The following is a 15262-nucleotide window of genomic DNA, read 5'->3' as shown; positions in this document are numbered from 1 at the left end:
ATCGAACCGGCACCGCGCCTCCTGGGTCTCCGACGGGCGTCAGCCCGCGGCGACCTGCTGGTCGCGCTTCGGCAGCACCCAGCCCGGACGGACGAAGTGGCAGGTGTAGCCGTAGGGGTCCTTCTCGAGGTAGTCCTGGTGTTCTTCTTCGGCCTCCCAGAAGTCGCCGGCCGGGGTGACCTCGGTGACCACCTTGCCGGGCCAGAGGCCGGACGCGTCGACGTCGGCGATGGTGTCGAGGGCCGTCGCGCGCTGCTCGTCGTCCGCGTAGAAGATGGCCGAGCGGTAGCTGTCGCCGACGTCGTTGCCCTGGCGGTCCTTCGTCGACGGGTCGTGGATCTGGAAGAAGAACTCGAGGATCTCGCGGTACGAGGTCAGACCCGGGTCGAACACGATCTCGACGGCCTCGGCGTGGCCGCGGTGGTTGCGGTACGTCGCGTTCGGCACGCTGCCGCCCGAGTAGCCGACGCGGGTCGAGACGATGCCCGGTCGGCGGCGGAGCAGCTGCTGGGCGCCCCAGAAGCAGCCGCCGGCGAGGATCGCGGTCTCGGTCGTGCCGCTGGGGGCGGGGGTGGATTCGGGGGAGAAGAGCGTCATGTAGGCACCGTATCCTTCGGTTTCGAGTGAGGCGTGGGGGACGAAGCGGAGAGCCGCCGAGTTGATGCAGTACCGCAGCCCGCCGGTGGCGGTGGGTCCGTCGCGGAAGACGTGGCCGAGGTGGCTGTCCCCGGCGGTCGAGCGCACCTCGGTGCGCTTGAAGAACAAGCCCTCGCGCTTCTCGACGACGTGTTCGGCGTCGATGGGTCGCGTGAAGCTCGGCCAGCCGGTGCGGCTGTCGAACTTGTCGACCGAGGCGAACAGGGGCTCGCCCGAGACGACGTCGACGTAGATGCCCGCGTCCTTCGAGTCCCAGAACTCGTTGCGGAAGGCGGGTTCGGTGCCACCGCCCTGGGTCACGCGGCGCTGGGTCGAGGTGAGGCGGGCGACCGCCTCGGGGTCTTTCCGGTACTGGTCCGACATGATGCCTCCTGTTCGTCGGCGTCGGTGCGATCGGATGGGTCGGGTGCCCGCGGTCGCCTCGATGCCTCTCACGACAACAACCGGGCGGCGCCGGGTGTTCCGTCGGCCTGCGAGGATCGACGCATGAGCCTGATCCGACTGAACGACGTGACCGTCCGCTTCGACGGCACCCCGGTGGTGCGCGAGGCGTTCTTCCGCCTCGACGAGAAGGAGCGCGTGGGGATCGTCGGTCGCAACGGCAGCGGCAAGTCCACGCTGCTCAAGCTGATGCTCGACCAGGTGCAGCCCGACGAGGGCACGGTCACGATCGAGCAGGGCGTCCGGGTGGGGTACTTCTCGCAGTTCTCCGAACTCGACGGCACGCAGACCATCGTCGAGGTGCTGACCGGGCTCTTCGCCCACGAGCGGGCGATCGAGGCCGACCTGGCGCAGATCGACGCCGACATCGCCGTGGTCGCGATGGACCCCGACGGCGGGGACGCCCTCGACCAGCTGATCCACCGACAGTCCGAACTGTTCGCCGAGATGGACCGGGTCGACGGCTGGGAGTACCCGCGCCGCATCGACACGGCCCTGAGCGTGCTCGGATTCAGCGACGCGCACCGCACCAGCCCGATCGACGACCTCAGCGGTGGTTGGCGCAACCGGGCGGCCCTCGCGAAGATCGTCCTCGAGGACCCCGACGTGCTGCTGCTCGACGAGCCCACGAACTTCCTCGACGTGGCCGGCGTCGAGTGGCTCGAGTCGTGGTTCCGCGACTTCCACGGCGCGGCCGTGGTCGTCTCGCACGACCGCAGCTTCCTCGACGCGGTCGTCACCCGCATCGTCGAGGTCGAGAACTTCCACCTGCACGACTACCCGGGCGACTTCGCCGAGTACGTCGTGCAGAAGCAGTTCCGGCTGAAGAGCCTCGAGCAGCAGTTCGTGCACGAGTCCGAGCTGCTCGCGTTCGAGGCCGAGGGCATCTCGGACCGCCGCGACGCCGCCAAGGCCGCCAAGCGCCAGGACGGTGGCGACCTGCTCAAGCAGCTCGCCAAGGTCAAGAAGTCGCGGGCACCCCGCCCCGTCGACCAGATCATCACCGAGATCTACTCGGGGCTGCACGTCAAGGACGTCCTGTGCCGGGTCGACGGCCTCGGCAAGGCCCGCGACGACCGGACGCTCTTCGACGACCTCACGTTCGAGCTGCGGCGCGGCGACCGCCTGGTGGTCACGGGGGCGAACGGCAGCGGCAAGAGCACGCTGCTGCGGGTGCTGACGGGGGAAGAACGTGCCGACGCCGGTCGGGCCGCGTGGGCGGGCGGGGTCAAGGTGGTCTCGTACGACCAGGTGCTGGCCGAGCTCGACGACGACGACACCGTCACGCACTCGGTCAACGCGATGCCCGACAGCCTCGCCCTGACCGCGACGCGGAAGTCGGTCGGGCGGTTCCTCGCGATGTTCCAGTTCAGCGAGGCCGATCTCAAGAAGCGCATCGGCGCGCTCTCCGGTGGTCAGCGGGCCCGCGTCGCGATGGCGCAGTGCCTGCTCTCGGGGGCCTCGGTGCTGCTGCTCGACGAGCCCACCAACCACCTCGACGTGCCGAGCGCCCAGGTCATGGAGCGGGCGCTGCAGCACTTCCCCGGGGCGGTCGTCGTGGTCAGCCACGACCGGTTCTTCGCCGACAAGGTCGCCACGCGGCGTCTGGTCTTCGGCGCGGACGCCGACCGTCCCGAGCGCGTGGTCGTCACCGCCGCCTGAGCCGCGGCGCGCCGGGCGCGGTGCGCCGGGCGCGGGTCGGGTCCGCGTGCGGCCGGGCTCAGCCCTCGGTCGTCAGCTGCCGGACGACCTCGGCGACGCCCGAGACGACGAGCCCGGACGCACCCCCGTCGAGTGCGGCGCGAGCGGCGTCCAGGTCGGACACGATGTGGCCGAGGACCGGCTTGCCGGTGGCCGTCATCGTCGCCCAGGTCGCGGCCGGGGCGGACCAGTCGAGGCCCAGCATGCTCCAGCTGGCGGAGGTCCGGGTGAGCAGCTCGGGGTCGGCCGCCAGCTCGTCGGCGTAGTAGTACCCCCAGGTCGCGCACCCCTCGGAGGCGGCGAGGTCGCCCCACTCGGTCTGCGTGCAGTACCCCTTGCCGACGAGCGTCTGCGCCACCTCCGACGTCCCGAGCTGCATCCATGCGATCTCGAACAGCTCGGGGTAGAAGCGGGCGTCGACGTACTTCGGGTCGACGAACAGGGCGTGTTCCCGGCCGAACTCGCGCACGATCTCGTCGAAGCGGGCGTACGGCTGGTCGGACTGCTCGGGGTCGTTCGTCTCGGCCGCCGAGATGCGGTACTGCTGCACCTCGCTCCACGTGTGGTCGGCGGGGACGAACCCGGTCGTGCCCGAGGTGCGGTCGAGGGTCTCGTCGTGCAGTCCGAACCAGACGCCGTCCGAGGTGCGGGAGAGCGACACCTCGAGCCCGTCCACCCCGGCGGCGACCGACTGCCGGTAGGCGAACATCGACATCTCGGGCCAGTCGCCGGACCCGCCGCGGTGGGCGACGGTGGAGGGTCGAACCGCCAGGAGGGTGTCGACGGGCCGAGGAGGCGCGGCTCGGGTGACCGGCGCCTCCTCGCTCAGTCGCACGGAACGCAACCCGAGGGCGACGGCGGCCGTCCCGAGGACGGCGACGCCGCCGACGCCGAGCAGGACCGTTCGACGGGAGAGGCGTGCCAGGGGCTCGGGCGTGCGGGGCATGTGCCCACTATGGGGGGAGACCGGGTGCCGCGCCGACCACCGCCCGCCGGATCACCCGTCGTTCGCCCGGTTCAGTCGGCCGCGTACTCGTCGAGTGCGGGCAGCGGGCGACCGTCGTGGTCCCACATCGCCTGGTTCTCCCACGCGTTGCCCGAGGTCGGGTCGTCCGGGTCCCATCCGGCACCGTCGACCGCGGTCCACGCGGGTTCCCACGCCACGACGCCGATTCCGCGGCCGCCCGGGGCCGAGGCCACGACGTCCTGGATCGCACGGAAGTTCGCGGCCTGCCCCTCGGGCGTCGCGGGGTAGCCCGCGACGAGCTGCGACGGGTCGACGACGACGTTCTCCCAGAGGTGGTCGGGGTCGTCCTCGAGCGTCCAGGGGTACGACGTCTCGACGATCAGCACGTCGCGGTCGTAGCGCTCGGACAGCGTCGTGACCGCCTGCTGCATGCCCGACAGTCCGCCGTGCCAGTAGCCGTAGTACGACAGGCCGATCAGGTCGAACGGCACGCCGCGTGAGGTCGCCTCGTCGAACCACCAGGTGAGGCCGTCGACGCCGGCGTTGATGTTGGTCAGGTGCAGCACGACCTGCGTCGTGGGCGAGACCTCCTTCACCGCCGTCGCTCCGGCCGTGAGGAACATGGCCAGGTTGCTCCACTGTGCGCCGCTGACGCCGTCGCTCGGGTCGACGTCCCAGGTCTGGCCCAGCGGCCAGACCATGCCGGGGTTGATCTCGTTGCCGACCTGCACGGCGTCCGCCGTGATCCCCTCGGCGGCGAGGGCGTCGAGCACGCTGCGGGTGTGGTCGTGGATCCTCGCGGCGACCTCGGGGGCGCTCAGCCCGAGCCAGGCCCTCGGCATGGTCTGGGCGCCCGGGTCGGTCCACCGGTCGCTGTAGTGGAAGTCCACGAGCAGCTGCATGCCCGCCGCCTTCACCCGCGCCGCCATCGCGACGACGTCGTCCTGGTCGTTGTAGCCGTCGGTCGGGTCGACCCAGACCTTCAGCCGCACCATGTTCGCCCCGTGGTCCGCCAGCTGCGTCACCGGATCGGTGGGGCGGCCGGCGGCGTCGAGGTAGACGGCTCCGCGATCCTCGTTGCGGGGCAGACCCGACAGGTCGGCACCCCGCACGTCGCGCGTCACCCGCCCGGGCGTGACGGTGACGTCGTCGATGCTCGCCCAGGCACCGGCCGCACCACTCGTGGTGAACGTCGGAGTGCACTGGCTGTGCGTCACCTCGGCCGAGACCGAGAGGCGCAGCCACCCGTCGTCGGACTCGGTCGAGGGGATCACCGTCGTCGCCGCGGCGTCCTTGCTCGAGCCGGTGCCGCACCCGGTCAGCGACAGCGTGCTCGAGGCCAGGCCGCCACCGCTCTTCACCCAGGCCGAGAAGGTCCACCACCCGGGCGTCACCTTCTTGAGCTTCTGGCTGGTCGTGGCCGTGCCGGCCGTCGGCAGCACGTGCGTCAGGCGCGTGGCCGAGTCGTGCCCACCCGCCTCGAGCGTCGTGGTGCCCGACCCCTTCGAGACCCAGCCCGTCGCGCCGTGCTCGAAGCCGGGGTCCTGCACGACGACGGGGCGAGGAGCTGGGCCGCCGGGCACCGCGGTCGCGGGGGCGCCCGACAGCAGGCCGGCTCCCAGGGCCGCCGTGGCGAGGGCGGCGCCGACGGCGAGACCGCGCCGGCCCCTCCGATCGACGGGGGGCCGGGGTGTGGTGGTGGGTCGTGTCATCGCGTCGTCCTCCTTGACGATCGGTGGGGCGGGTGCTGCGGGTGCGGAACGGGGTTCGGGACGGTGGGCGCAGGAGGCGCGGTGCCGGTCTCGACGCCGGCACCGCGCCTCCTGCGGTCGCCTCGCGTCGCGGCTCAGCCGCGCGGGCGGCTCACGACGCGGACCGCACCGGCGGGGACGCCCACGCGGCCGTCGACGGCGTCGCCGGTGATCAGCTCGGTGCCCTGACCGACCACGACGTCGGTCGCGGTCTCGGCGTGGTTGACCAGGAAGGTGAAGTCGACGTCGTCCCCGTGGCGCACGACGACCTCGAGCCCCTCGGGGTGGTCCACCGGCAGCGGCACCCCGGCGTCGTCGAGCACCGACCGGACGAGACCCTCGAGGTCGGCCCCGGTCGTGCGCGTCGAGACGTACCAGGCCGAGCCGTCGCCGTGGGCGTGGCGGGTGACCGCCGGACCTCCCGCCGCCGGGCCGTCGACGTAGCTCGCGACCGCCACGGCGCCCTCGAGCACGATGTCGTCGGACCAGCCCGTGCCCGTCGTGCCGTCGTCGAGGGTGACGACCTGGTCGGCGTACAGGGGCAGGAACTCGGGCACCGAGAGGCCGAGCACCTCGCGCAGGGCGCCGGGTGCACCACCGGCGTGGACGGTGTCGTTCTCGTCGACGACGCCCGAGAAGTACGACGCGACGAAGGTGCCGCCCTCGCGGACGAACGCGCCGAGGCCGTCGGTCGTCCGCCGGTCGGCCAGGTACAGCGAGGGCGCGAGCACGAGGTCGTAGCCCGACAGGTCGTCGTGCGGGTGGCGGAAGTCCACCGTCACGCCGAGCTGCCACAGGGCGGAGTACCAGGCGACGACGCGCTCGCGGTGCTGGAGTTCGACCGACGGCCGCCATTCGAGGTCGTGGGCCCAGAAGGACTCGACGTCCCAGAGGATCGCGACCCGCGCCTCCACCCGGCTGCCGCGGACGGCCGAGAGTCGACCCAGGTCGGCGCCGAAGTCGACGACCTCGCGCCAGGTGCGGGTCGAGGTGCCGGCGTGCGGCAGCATCGCGGAGTGGAACTTCTCGGCGCCGTACCGCGACGCCCGGAACTGGAAGAACAGGATCGCGTCGGCGCCCCGGGCCAGGTGGCTCGCGGCGTTCCGGGCGAGCTCGCCGGGGCGCTTGGCGATGTTGCGCGGTTGCCAGTTGACGGCCGAGGTCGAGTGCTCCATCAGCATCCACGGGGCACCGCCGGCGAGCGACCGGGTGAGGTCGGCGTCCATGGCGAGCAGCACGTGGTTGTCGCGGCGCTCGGCCACGAGGTAGTGGTCGTTCGCGACGACGTCGACCTCGCGGGCCCACCTCCAGTAGTCGATGGAGGGGCAGTTGGTGGCCATGAAGTTCGTGGTGACCGGGAGGTGCGGCGCGTGTCGTTTGATCGCGTCGCGTTCGGCGGTGAAGCAGGCCAGCAGGGCGTCGGAGGTGAAGCGGGCGAAGTCGAGGCGCGAGGTCTGGTTGACGACCGTGGCCGAGGTGCGCGGGGCGTCGATCTCGTCCCACTCGCCGTAGGTCTGGCCCCAGAAGCGGGTGCCCCAGGCCTCGTTGAGCGCGTCGAGGGTGACGTACTTCTCCTCGAGCCAGGTGCGGAAGGCGAGCACCGAGTGGGGGCCGTAGTCCTCGCTGATCGGGGCGCCGTACTCGTTGTGGACGTGCCAGAGCACGACCGTGGGGTGGTTCGCGTAGCGCTCGGCCAGTCGCTCGGTGATCGCGAGGGCCGCCCGGCGGTAGTCGGGGCTGCTCGGGCTGACCATGCCGCGGGAGCCGCGGCCCAGGGTGACGCCGTCCCGCGTGACCGGGTGGGAATCGGGGTAGGCCTTCCAGAACCAGGCCGGCGGGACGGTCGTCGGGGTGGCCAGGTCGACGTCGATGTCGGCGTCGTGCAGCAGGCCCAGGATGTCGTCGAGGAAACCGAAGTCGTACTCGCCCTCGCGGGGTTCGAGCAGGGCCCACGAGAAGATGCCGACGCTGACCAGGTTGACGCCCGCCTGCTTCATCAGGGCGATGTCCTCGAGCCAGACCTCGCGCGGCCACTGTTCGGGGTTGTAGTCGCCGCCGTAGCGCAGGTCGGCTCGGCCGGGCAGCCAGGTCGTGGTGGCCTGGGGCGTGGGTCGGGCGTCGAGCTCGAGTGACATGCGGTGATCTCCTTTGACTGTGTGCGCTCCCAGTTGTAACACACCGGTATCGAGCGGCGAAAGGGCCCGTAACGGTGTTGACAAGTGAAAACCGCTGTGCGTAACTGTAACCGCTCACAGGCACGGCGACGTGGTTCTCCGAAGCACGCGCTGTCCCGCCCCCACCACAGCTCTTGCTTTCCTCAAGGAGGACGAATGCGCAGCTCATTCCGCCGTCTCGGTGTCGCCACGGTCGCGACCGCCGCCCTACTGCTCACCGCCGGGTGCTCCGGCGCCGGGGGAGGCGCGGCCGACGACGGTCCCGTCGAGCTCAGCTACTGGGCCTGGGCCCCGAACCTCGACAAGGTCGTCGACCTCTGGAACCAGGACAACCCCGACATCCAGGTCACCGTCAACAAACAGGACGGCGGAGACCCGGCCATCACCAAGCTGCTCACCGCCATCAAGGCCGGGAGCGGCGCACCGGACCTGATCCAGGCCGAGTACCAGAAGATCCCGACGCTCGTGTCCTCGGACGCGCTCGCCGACATCTCCGACCAGGGTGCCGCCGACCTCGAAGGCGACTTCTCGGAGGGCACCTGGTCGTCGGTGACCCTCGGCGGTGACGGCGTCTACGCCATCCCGCAGGACTCCGGCCCGATGATGGCGTACTACCGCACCGACGTCCTCGACCAGTACGGCCTGAGCGTCCCGACCACGTGGGACGAGTACGCCGACGTCGCCACGAAGCTCCACGCCGCCGACCCGACGAAGTACCTCGGCACCTTCTCGGCCAACGACGCCGGCTGGTTCGCCGGCCTCACGCAGCAGGCCGGGGCCTCGTGGTGGTCGATCGACGGCGACAGCTGGGGCGTCGACATCGAGGGCGGCCCGACGGAGAAGGTCGCCTCGTACTGGGGCGGACTCGTCGAGAGCGGGGCGATCGACAACAAGCCGATGTACACGCCCGAGTGGAACGCCGGTCTGAACGACGGCAGCCAGGTCGGCTGGATCAGCTCGGTCTGGGCGCCGGGCGTGCTGGGCGGCAACGCCCCCGACACCGCCGGCAAGTGGACCGCGGCCCCGATGCCGCAGTGGGACGCCTCGAAGCCGGCGGACGGCAACTGGGGCGGCTCGACCACGGCCGTCACGACCCAGTCCGAGCACAAGGAGGCGGCGGTCGAGTTCGCGACGTGGCTCAACACCGACCCCACGGCCGTGGCGGCGCTCGCCGACATCGCCGGCGTCTACCCGGCGGCCACCGACGCGGCCTCGGACGCACTGACCACCAGCCCCGAGTTCTTCAGCCAGCAGGACGACTTCTACGACATCGCCGCCGAGGCGTCCGAGTCGGTGCAGCCGTTCACCTACGGCCCGAACGTCAACGTGGCCTTCAGCGCCTACAACGACGAGTTCGCCAAGGCGGCCGACGCCAAGACGCAGGCGGCCTTCGAGGACGCGGTCGCGGCCATGCAGAAGATCACCGTCGACGACCTGACCAAGAGCGGCTTCTCGGTCAAGTAGCGACATCGGGCGGGGCGGCCGGGGTCGCCCCGCCCGCCCCGTCACCCCTCCGTCACACCCGTCTCGACCCAAGGACACGGCATGGCCGACACCCTCACCCCCCTCAGCCCGCGAACCGACGGGGCCGGCCCTCCGCGGTCCTCGGCCGGCCGTGAGGCGCCCCGGCCGGCGACCCGCAAGGGCAACGGCAGCTTCCGCACGCGGGTGCTGACCCCCTACGCCATGCTGGCCCCCGGCATCGTGCTGTTCGTGCTGTTCATGGCGGCGCCCATCGTCTACACGCTGTTCCTCAGCTTCCAGAAGAAACAGGTCGTCGGCCTGGGGCTCGGCTCGGGCGGCGAGAGCCAGGTGTTCGCCGGGTTCGAGAACTACGTCGGTTCGCTGACCGACCCCGAGTTCGCCTCCAGCGTGGGTCGCGTCCTGCTCTACGGCGTCGTGCTGATCCCGTGCATGCTCGGCCTCGCGTTGCTCTTCGCCCTGCTGCTCGACTCGAAGCGCACGCGGGCCACCGCCTTCTCGCGGGTCTCCATCTTCCTGCCCTACGCGGTGCCCGCCGTGATCAGCTCACTGCTCTGGGGCTTCCTCTACCTCCCGGCCGTGAGCCCCTTCTACTACGTGTTCGACCGGCTCGGCTGGGACGTCGACGGGGTGCTCGGCTCGGGAACCGTGCTGTTCGCGATCGCGAACATCGCCCTCTGGGGCGGTGTCGGCTTCAACATGATCGTCATCTACACCTCGCTCAAGGCCGTGCCGACCGACGTCTACGAGGCCGCCCGCCTCGACGGTGCCAGCGAGGTGCAGATCGCCCTGCGCATCAAGATCCCCATGGTCGCGCCGGCGCTCGTCATGACCGCGCTGTTCTCGATGGTGGCCACGCTGCAGGTGTTCGCCGAGCCGACCACCCTCCGTCCGCTCACGAACAGCCTGTCGACCAGCTGGTCGCCGCTCATGCTCGTCTACCGCGACGCCTTCACCCGCGACGACATCTACTCGGCGGCGGCGACCTCGGTCGTCATCGCGCTCGCCACCTTCATCGTCAGCTTCTTCTTCCTCCGGGTCGTCCAGAAGCGCGCATTCGGCCAGGAGGACTGACCATGACCACCATCGACCTCGACGGCTCCCGAGACGCCACGGCCCCGGTGCCCGACCCGACCCGCGCCTCCTCGACGAACCGCCGTCCCTCGGGCAGGGTGCCGCGCGACCCGTCCGCACCGCGCCTGCACGCCGAACGGCCGAGCGTCGTCTCGACGGTGCTGCTGCTGATCGGCGCCGTCTACTGCCTGTTCCCGGTGCTCTGGGTCGTCATGGCCTCGACCAAGGACGGCGGCGAGCTCTTCTCGACCTTCACCCTGGCGCCGAGCGGTCACCTGCTCGACAACGTCGTCGCCCTGACGCAGTACCGCGACGGGCTGTTCTGGCGATGGATGCTCAACACGGCCCTCTACGCCGGCCTCGGCGCGATCGCCTCGACCTTCGTCTCGGCGCTCTCGGGCTACGTCCTCGCGAAATTCGAGTTCCCGGGCAAGAAGGTCGTCTTCAACGTGCTGCTGATGGGCGTGCTCGTGCCCGGCGTCATCCTGGCGATCCCGCAGTACTTCCTGCTCGCGAACGTCGGCCTGACCAACACCTTCTGGGGCGTGCTGCTGCCGCAGATCATCAGCCCCTACGGCATCTACCTCGCCCGCATCTACGCCGCGGCCGCCGTGCCCACCGACGTGATCGAGGCCGCGCGCACCGAGGGGGCCCGCGAGATGGGCATCTTCTCGAGGATCGCCGTGCCGATGCTGCTGCCCGGGCTCGTGACGATCTTCCTGTTCCAGTTCGTCGCCATCTGGAACAACTTCATGCTGCCGTACATCATGCTCGGCGACGACTCGCTGTTCCCCCTCACGGTGGGACTCAACGGGCTGCTCAACCAGGGGGCCTCGGCGCCGGCGTTGTACACGCTCGTCATCACGGGTGCCCTGCTCTCGGTCATCCCGCTGATCGCGATCTTCCTCGTGCTGCAGCGGTTCTGGAAGGTCGACCTCGCGGCCGGCGCGGTCAAGTAGTGCGGCCTCGACGACCGGTCGTGCCGGCGGGGCGGAGCGCGCCGTCGGTCCGGCGGTCGCCGCACCCTATGCTGGCCGCGTGAGCAGCACGACCGGCCGCGGCCGACCGACCATCGACGACGTCGCGACCGCCGCCGGCGTCTCGCGGGGCACGGTGTCACGGGCCCTGAACGGCGGCCGGTGGGTCAGCCCCGAGGCCAAGACCGCGGTCGACGCCGCCATCAAGGCCACCGGGTACCGCGTCAACCCGCACGCGCGCAGCCTCGCGACCAACCGCACCGGCTCGGTCGCCTTCCTGCTCACCGAAGACCACGAACAGCTCTTCGAGGACCCGAACTTCTCCATCCTGCTGAGGGGGGCGGCCTCGGCGCTCGCCGAGCGCGACGTCTCGCTCGTGCTGATCATGGCCGGGTCGCCTGCCGAACAGCAGCGGGCGTTGGCCTACATCGGGGCCGGGCACGTCGACGGCGTCCTGCTCGTCTCGGCGCACAGCGGCGGAAGGCTGCTCGCCGACGTGGTCGAGTCGGGGGTCCCCGCGATCGCCTGCGGCATCCCGATCGGCCACGAGAAGAAGATGGGGTGGGTGGCCGCCGACGACCGCGAGGGCGCGCGCGAGATGGTCGCGTACCTCCGCGGCCTGGGGCGCAGGCACATCGCCACGATCGCCGGCCCCGCCGACACCCCCGGCGGCATCACCCGCCTCGAGGGGTACCGGGCCGAGCTGGGCGACGACGCCGACGACGCGCTCGTGCGCCACGGCGACTACGGGCGTGAGAGCGGCCGCGTCGCGATGCAGTCCCTGCTCGCCGAACGGCCGGACCTCGACGCCGTCTTCGCCGCCAACGACCGCATGGCCGCCGGGGCGATCGACGCCCTGACGGCCGCGGGGCGGCTCGTGCCGGACGACGTCGCGGTCGCGGGCTTCGACGACTCGAGCGTCGCGACCGCGACGTCGCCGGCCCTCACGACCATGCGTCAACCGTTCGACCGCATCAGCAGCGAGATGGTGCGCCTGCTCCTGCAGGTCATCGACGGCGAGAAGCCGGCTGCCATGACGTTGCCGACCGAGCTGGTGGTGCGCGCGTCCGCGTGACGCGACCCGCGCCTCCTGCGGTCCCTCGCCCCGGCGTCCCACCGGGACGCGCGCGTAGGGTCGGCGGCATGACCGATCTCGACGGAGCCGTGGTGCTCGTGGCCGGTGCGTCCGGCGGACTGGGGCAGCGTCTCGCGGCGATGCTCGAAGACGAGGGGGCCGTCGTCGTCCGCGCGGCCCGACGACCCGAGTCGCTCTCGGGCCCCGGCGCCTACCTCGCCGACCTGCGTGACCGGTCGGGAGGCGCGGCGCTGGTCCGGTCGGCGCTCGACGAGCACGGACGCCTCGACGGCGTCGTGGTCGCCGCGGGCGTCGTCGCGTTCGGAGCGGCGAAGGACCTCGACGACGACACGCTCGACGAACTCGTCGAGACGAACGCTCTCGGGCCCATCCGTCTGGTGCGCGCCGCGCACGCCGCCCTCGCGGAGTCCGCGGCGGCCGGTCGCGAACCCTTCGTCGTGACGATCAGCGGCGTCGTGTCCGAGGCCGCGACCGTGGGGATGGCCGCGTACTCGGCGTCCAAGGCGGCCCTGGCGTCCTTCGCGTCGGCCGCTGGACGCGAGTACCGGCGAGACGGCATCCGCGTGCTCGACGCGCGCCCGGGGCACACCGACACCGGCCTCGCCACGCGGGCGGTCGCCGGGAAGGCGCCGGCGTTCGGCGCGGCCCTCGACCCCGACGCGGTGGCCGAGCGGATCGTGCGGGCGATCGTCGACGGCGAGAAGGACCTGCCGAGCTCGGCGTTCTCGAGCTGATTCCCGACCGGCCCGACGCTGCTAGCTGAACTCGTCGCCGACGAGCCGCAGCAGGTCGGCGAGCTGGGCCTGCTGGGCGGGTGACAGCGAGTGCAGCCGGGCGCTCTCGGCGTCGACCAGGCTCAGCATGGCGGCGTCGACCCGCGCGATGCCGTCCTCGGTCACGCGCACCAGCACACCACGGCCGTCGCTCGGGTCGCCGTGGCGTTCGACGAGGCCGCGCTCGACCAGACGGTCGAGTCGGTTCGTCATGGTGCCGCTCGTGACCATGGTCGCCGTGACGAGGTGCTTCGGGCTGAGCTGGAAGGGGTCGCCGGCCCGACGGAGGGCCGAGAGCACGTCGAACTCCCAGATCTCGAGGCCCGCGTGGGCGAACGCCTCGCTGCGGATCCGGTCGAGGCGCCGCGACAGGCGGCGGAGGCGCGAGAAGACGTCGAGGGGTGCGAAGTCGATGTCGGGGCGCTCGCGGGCCCAGGCGTCGATGATCAGGTCGACTTCGTCGTTCGTGGCCACGGTGCTGCGTTCCCATCGGTCGGTTTCGGACTCCTCATCTTCGTCCACCTGCCGGTGAATCGTCCGCACGGGTCGCCGGGGCGACCCGGGTGGCGCGCTACTGGTAGGTCACGAGGTCGGGCGTCGGCGACACGTCGGCCATCGTCTGCTCGGGGCTCAGCACGGGCACGTCCTCGTCGTAGAAGTTCTTCCAGCCCCAGGCGACCCCGGCCGGAGCGCCGTCGTGCAGCGCGCGCCAGGTGGCCTGCTTGTCGGGCTGTGAGCCCTGACCGTCGGCGTGGATCAGCGTGGCCAGCTCGGGCCGCGACGTGTCGATCGACGCCCGGTCGCGCAGCATGTCGAGTCGGAACTGGTGCAGCACGAACATCTTCGGCGGCAGACCCTTCGAGGCCACGAGGTCGGCCAGCCAGGTCGACACGGCGTTCACCTCGCCCGCCTCGACCCCGCCGATCTGGCGCAACGGCACCTGGTCGGCCTCGAGGCGCCATTCGGGGTCGAGGGCCAAGCCGACGTTCGGCCGCGAGAGCAGCGACTCGTAGCGCTTCGCCTGGCTGAGGAAGTCCGCCCGACCCGGCTGCAGGTCGATCACCACGTACTGCCCCGCGGCGGCGGCCGCGTCCACGTAGGGCTCGATGCTCTCGACCGACAGCTCGTTCGAGTAGTCGCCGTCGTCCCCGGCGGCACCGGCGGCGACCGTCGCGATGACCTCGAGCATCGGCACCACGGGGCGGTCGCTCGCCGCGTCGTAGCTCGCCGCGACGTCGGCGGCACGTTGCACGGTCGCGGCGACGTCCTGCTCGCCGAGGACGCCGAGCGCCCCGGTGCCGGGCGCGCCGTAGAGCGCCACGAACCGCCGGTCCGGGAAGAACCGTTGGCCGCCGCCGGGCAGCTGTGCCCCGGATCGGGCCGCCGCGACCGACCACGCGGCGTCGCGAACGGTCGAGAAGGACGAGCCGATCAGGACGGTGTCGGTCGTCGTCGAGGCGTGCAGCGCGTCGATCGCCTCACCGGAGGCCTGCAGGTCGACGACCCCTTCGGGCAGGGCCTGGACCTCGGCCCCCGCGGCCCGGGCGGTGGCCGTGGCCGCGACGTCGTCGGCTCCGGCCACGACGGCGAGGACGTCGTCCAGGGGCGTCGCCGGGTCGGGCACGTCGACCGAGGAGGCGCGGGTCGCGATCTCGACGCCCGCCCCGTCGATCGTCCCCACGTCGCCGACCGCCAGCACGGTCTCGACGCCGAGCCGGTCGAGCTCGGCCGCCAGGACGGACGGCCCGGTCGAGGGGCTGTCGCTCGACGGGCCGGCGGACGGCGAGGCCGCCGGCGCCCCCGCCGGGGCGAGCAGCAGGGGCACGCCCAGTCGCTCCGCCTCGTGAGCCGCCTCCGCCTGGCCCGCCGCGTCCCCGTCCGCGGCCAGCACCGCGACCGGACTGGAGGCGAACAGCGCCCGGCTGGCCTCGACGGCCCTGTCGGGGGCGCTGGCGCCGCCGACCACCGTGACCCGCGCCTCCTGCTGGTGGGTGACGAGGGCCGTGCGCCCGTCGGCGTCGTCGGTCGAGGTCGACGTGCAGCCGGTCGCGGCGAGCAGGGCCACGGTGGCGAGCGACGCCGCCACGGTCAGGCGGGACGGGCGGGAGGGGACGCGAGATCGGCGGGTACGGGAAAGCACCGATCCACGGTAACCGCGACCGCCGACAC

General features: G+C 71.8%; 12 protein-coding genes. 6 read left to right on the top strand and 6 right to left on the bottom strand.

Annotated elements, in window-relative coordinates:
• Positions 1-39 precede the first annotated feature (39 nt).
• Positions 40-1020, bottom strand: coding sequence for a bifunctional methionine sulfoxide reductase B/A protein (locus tag IFT79_RS01785; RefSeq protein ID WP_192122759.1), 981 nt, complete (start codon positions 1018-1020; stop codon positions 40-42).
• 123 nt (positions 1021-1143) lie between these two features.
• Between IFT79_RS01785 and IFT79_RS01780 the strand changes: the two genes are divergently transcribed.
• Positions 1144-2760 carry an ABC-F family ATP-binding cassette domain-containing protein gene (locus IFT79_RS01780; protein WP_192122758.1) on the top strand — a complete coding sequence of 539 codons (1617 nt, stop codon included), beginning with the start codon at positions 1144-1146 and terminating at the stop codon, positions 2758-2760.
• Between the two features lie 58 nt (positions 2761-2818).
• Here IFT79_RS01780 and IFT79_RS01775 read toward each other — a convergent pair whose 3' ends face one another.
• The 3 genes from IFT79_RS01775 to IFT79_RS01765 form a co-directional block, all read right to left on the bottom strand.
• Positions 2819-3745, bottom strand: a complete 927-nt coding sequence (locus IFT79_RS01775; RefSeq protein WP_192122757.1) for a glycerophosphodiester phosphodiesterase — start codon at positions 3743-3745, stop codon at positions 2819-2821.
• Positions 3746-3816: 71 nt separating this feature from the next.
• On the bottom strand, positions 3817-5478 hold the full coding sequence (locus IFT79_RS01770) for a glycoside hydrolase family 53 protein (RefSeq protein WP_192122756.1): 1662 nt from the start codon (positions 5476-5478) through the stop codon (positions 3817-3819).
• Positions 5479-5612: 134 nt separating this feature from the next.
• Positions 5613-7652, bottom strand: a complete 2040-nt coding sequence (locus IFT79_RS01765; RefSeq protein ID WP_192122755.1) for a beta-galactosidase — start codon at positions 7650-7652, stop codon at positions 5613-5615.
• A 195-nt stretch (positions 7653-7847) separates the two neighbouring features.
• Here IFT79_RS01765 and IFT79_RS01760 point away from each other — a divergent pair, with 195 nt between their 5' ends.
• The 5 genes from IFT79_RS01760 to IFT79_RS01740 all read left to right on the top strand — a co-directional run bounded on the left by IFT79_RS01760 (position 7848) and on the right by IFT79_RS01740 (position 13054).
• The gene (locus IFT79_RS01760; RefSeq protein ID WP_173152794.1) at positions 7848-9155 is read left to right on the top strand and encodes an ABC transporter substrate-binding protein; all 1308 of its coding nucleotides are present in this window, start codon (positions 7848-7850) and stop codon (positions 9153-9155) included.
• 222 nt (positions 9156-9377) lie between these two features.
• Positions 9378-10247: a carbohydrate ABC transporter permease gene (locus IFT79_RS01755; protein WP_233568506.1), complete on the top strand. Its 870-nt coding sequence runs from the start codon at positions 9378-9380 to the stop codon at positions 10245-10247.
• Between the two features lie 2 nt (positions 10248-10249).
• The gene (locus IFT79_RS01750) at positions 10250-11206 is read left to right on the top strand and encodes a carbohydrate ABC transporter permease (protein WP_159825679.1); all 957 of its coding nucleotides are present in this window, start codon (positions 10250-10252) and stop codon (positions 11204-11206) included.
• A gap of 79 nt (positions 11207-11285) precedes the next feature.
• A complete protein-coding gene (locus IFT79_RS01745; RefSeq protein WP_056048744.1) occupies positions 11286-12299 on the top strand; it encodes a LacI family DNA-binding transcriptional regulator in 1014 nt (337 codons plus the stop codon).
• A gap of 68 nt (positions 12300-12367) precedes the next feature.
• Entirely contained in the window at positions 12368-13054 is a 687-nt protein-coding gene (locus IFT79_RS01740) for an SDR family NAD(P)-dependent oxidoreductase (protein WP_159825683.1), read from the top strand.
• A 21-nt stretch (positions 13055-13075) separates the two neighbouring features.
• On the opposite strand, the gene IFT79_RS01735 is transcribed toward IFT79_RS01740, so the two are convergent.
• Both IFT79_RS01735 and IFT79_RS01730 read right to left on the bottom strand, forming a co-directional pair.
• Positions 13076-13567 carry a MarR family winged helix-turn-helix transcriptional regulator gene (locus IFT79_RS01735; protein ID WP_043596034.1) on the bottom strand — a complete coding sequence of 164 codons (492 nt, stop codon included), beginning with the start codon at positions 13565-13567 and terminating at the stop codon, positions 13076-13078.
• 97 nt (positions 13568-13664) lie between these two features.
• Positions 13665-15233 carry a hypothetical protein gene (locus IFT79_RS01730; protein WP_192122753.1) on the bottom strand — a complete coding sequence of 523 codons (1569 nt, stop codon included), beginning with the start codon at positions 15231-15233 and terminating at the stop codon, positions 13665-13667.
• Positions 15234-15262 lie beyond the last annotated feature (29 nt).

Source organism: Frigoribacterium sp. CFBP 8759, assembly GCF_014841655.1.
GTDB lineage: Bacteria > Actinomycetota > Actinomycetes > Actinomycetales > Microbacteriaceae > Frigoribacterium.
The sequence above is the reverse complement of the archived record's forward strand: the minus strand, read 5'-3'. Positions and strand labels throughout refer to the sequence as shown.

Bases quoted from the DNA above. Each gene is read 5' to 3' on its own strand.
- IFT79_RS01785 (WP_192122759.1), bottom strand. From the start codon at position 1,020: ATGTCGGACCAGTACCGGAAAGACCCCGAGGCGGTCGCCCGCCTCACC.
- IFT79_RS01780 (WP_192122758.1), top strand. From the start codon at position 1,144: ATGAGCCTGATCCGACTGAACGACGTGACCGTCCGCTTCGACGGCACC.
- IFT79_RS01775 (WP_192122757.1), bottom strand. From the start codon at position 3,745: ATGCCCCGCACGCCCGAGCCCCTGGCACGCCTCTCCCGTCGAACGGTC.
- IFT79_RS01770 (WP_192122756.1), bottom strand. From the start codon at position 5,478: ATGACACGACCCACCACCACACCCCGGCCCCCCGTCGATCGGAGGGGC.
- IFT79_RS01765 (WP_192122755.1), bottom strand. From the start codon at position 7,652: ATGTCACTCGAGCTCGACGCCCGACCCACGCCCCAGGCCACCACGACC.
- IFT79_RS01760 (WP_173152794.1), top strand. From the start codon at position 7,848: ATGCGCAGCTCATTCCGCCGTCTCGGTGTCGCCACGGTCGCGACCGCC.
- IFT79_RS01755 (WP_233568506.1), top strand. From the start codon at position 9,378: ATGCTGGCCCCCGGCATCGTGCTGTTCGTGCTGTTCATGGCGGCGCCC.
- IFT79_RS01750 (WP_159825679.1), top strand. From the start codon at position 10,250: ATGACCACCATCGACCTCGACGGCTCCCGAGACGCCACGGCCCCGGTG.
- IFT79_RS01740 (WP_159825683.1), top strand. From the start codon at position 12,368: ATGACCGATCTCGACGGAGCCGTGGTGCTCGTGGCCGGTGCGTCCGGC.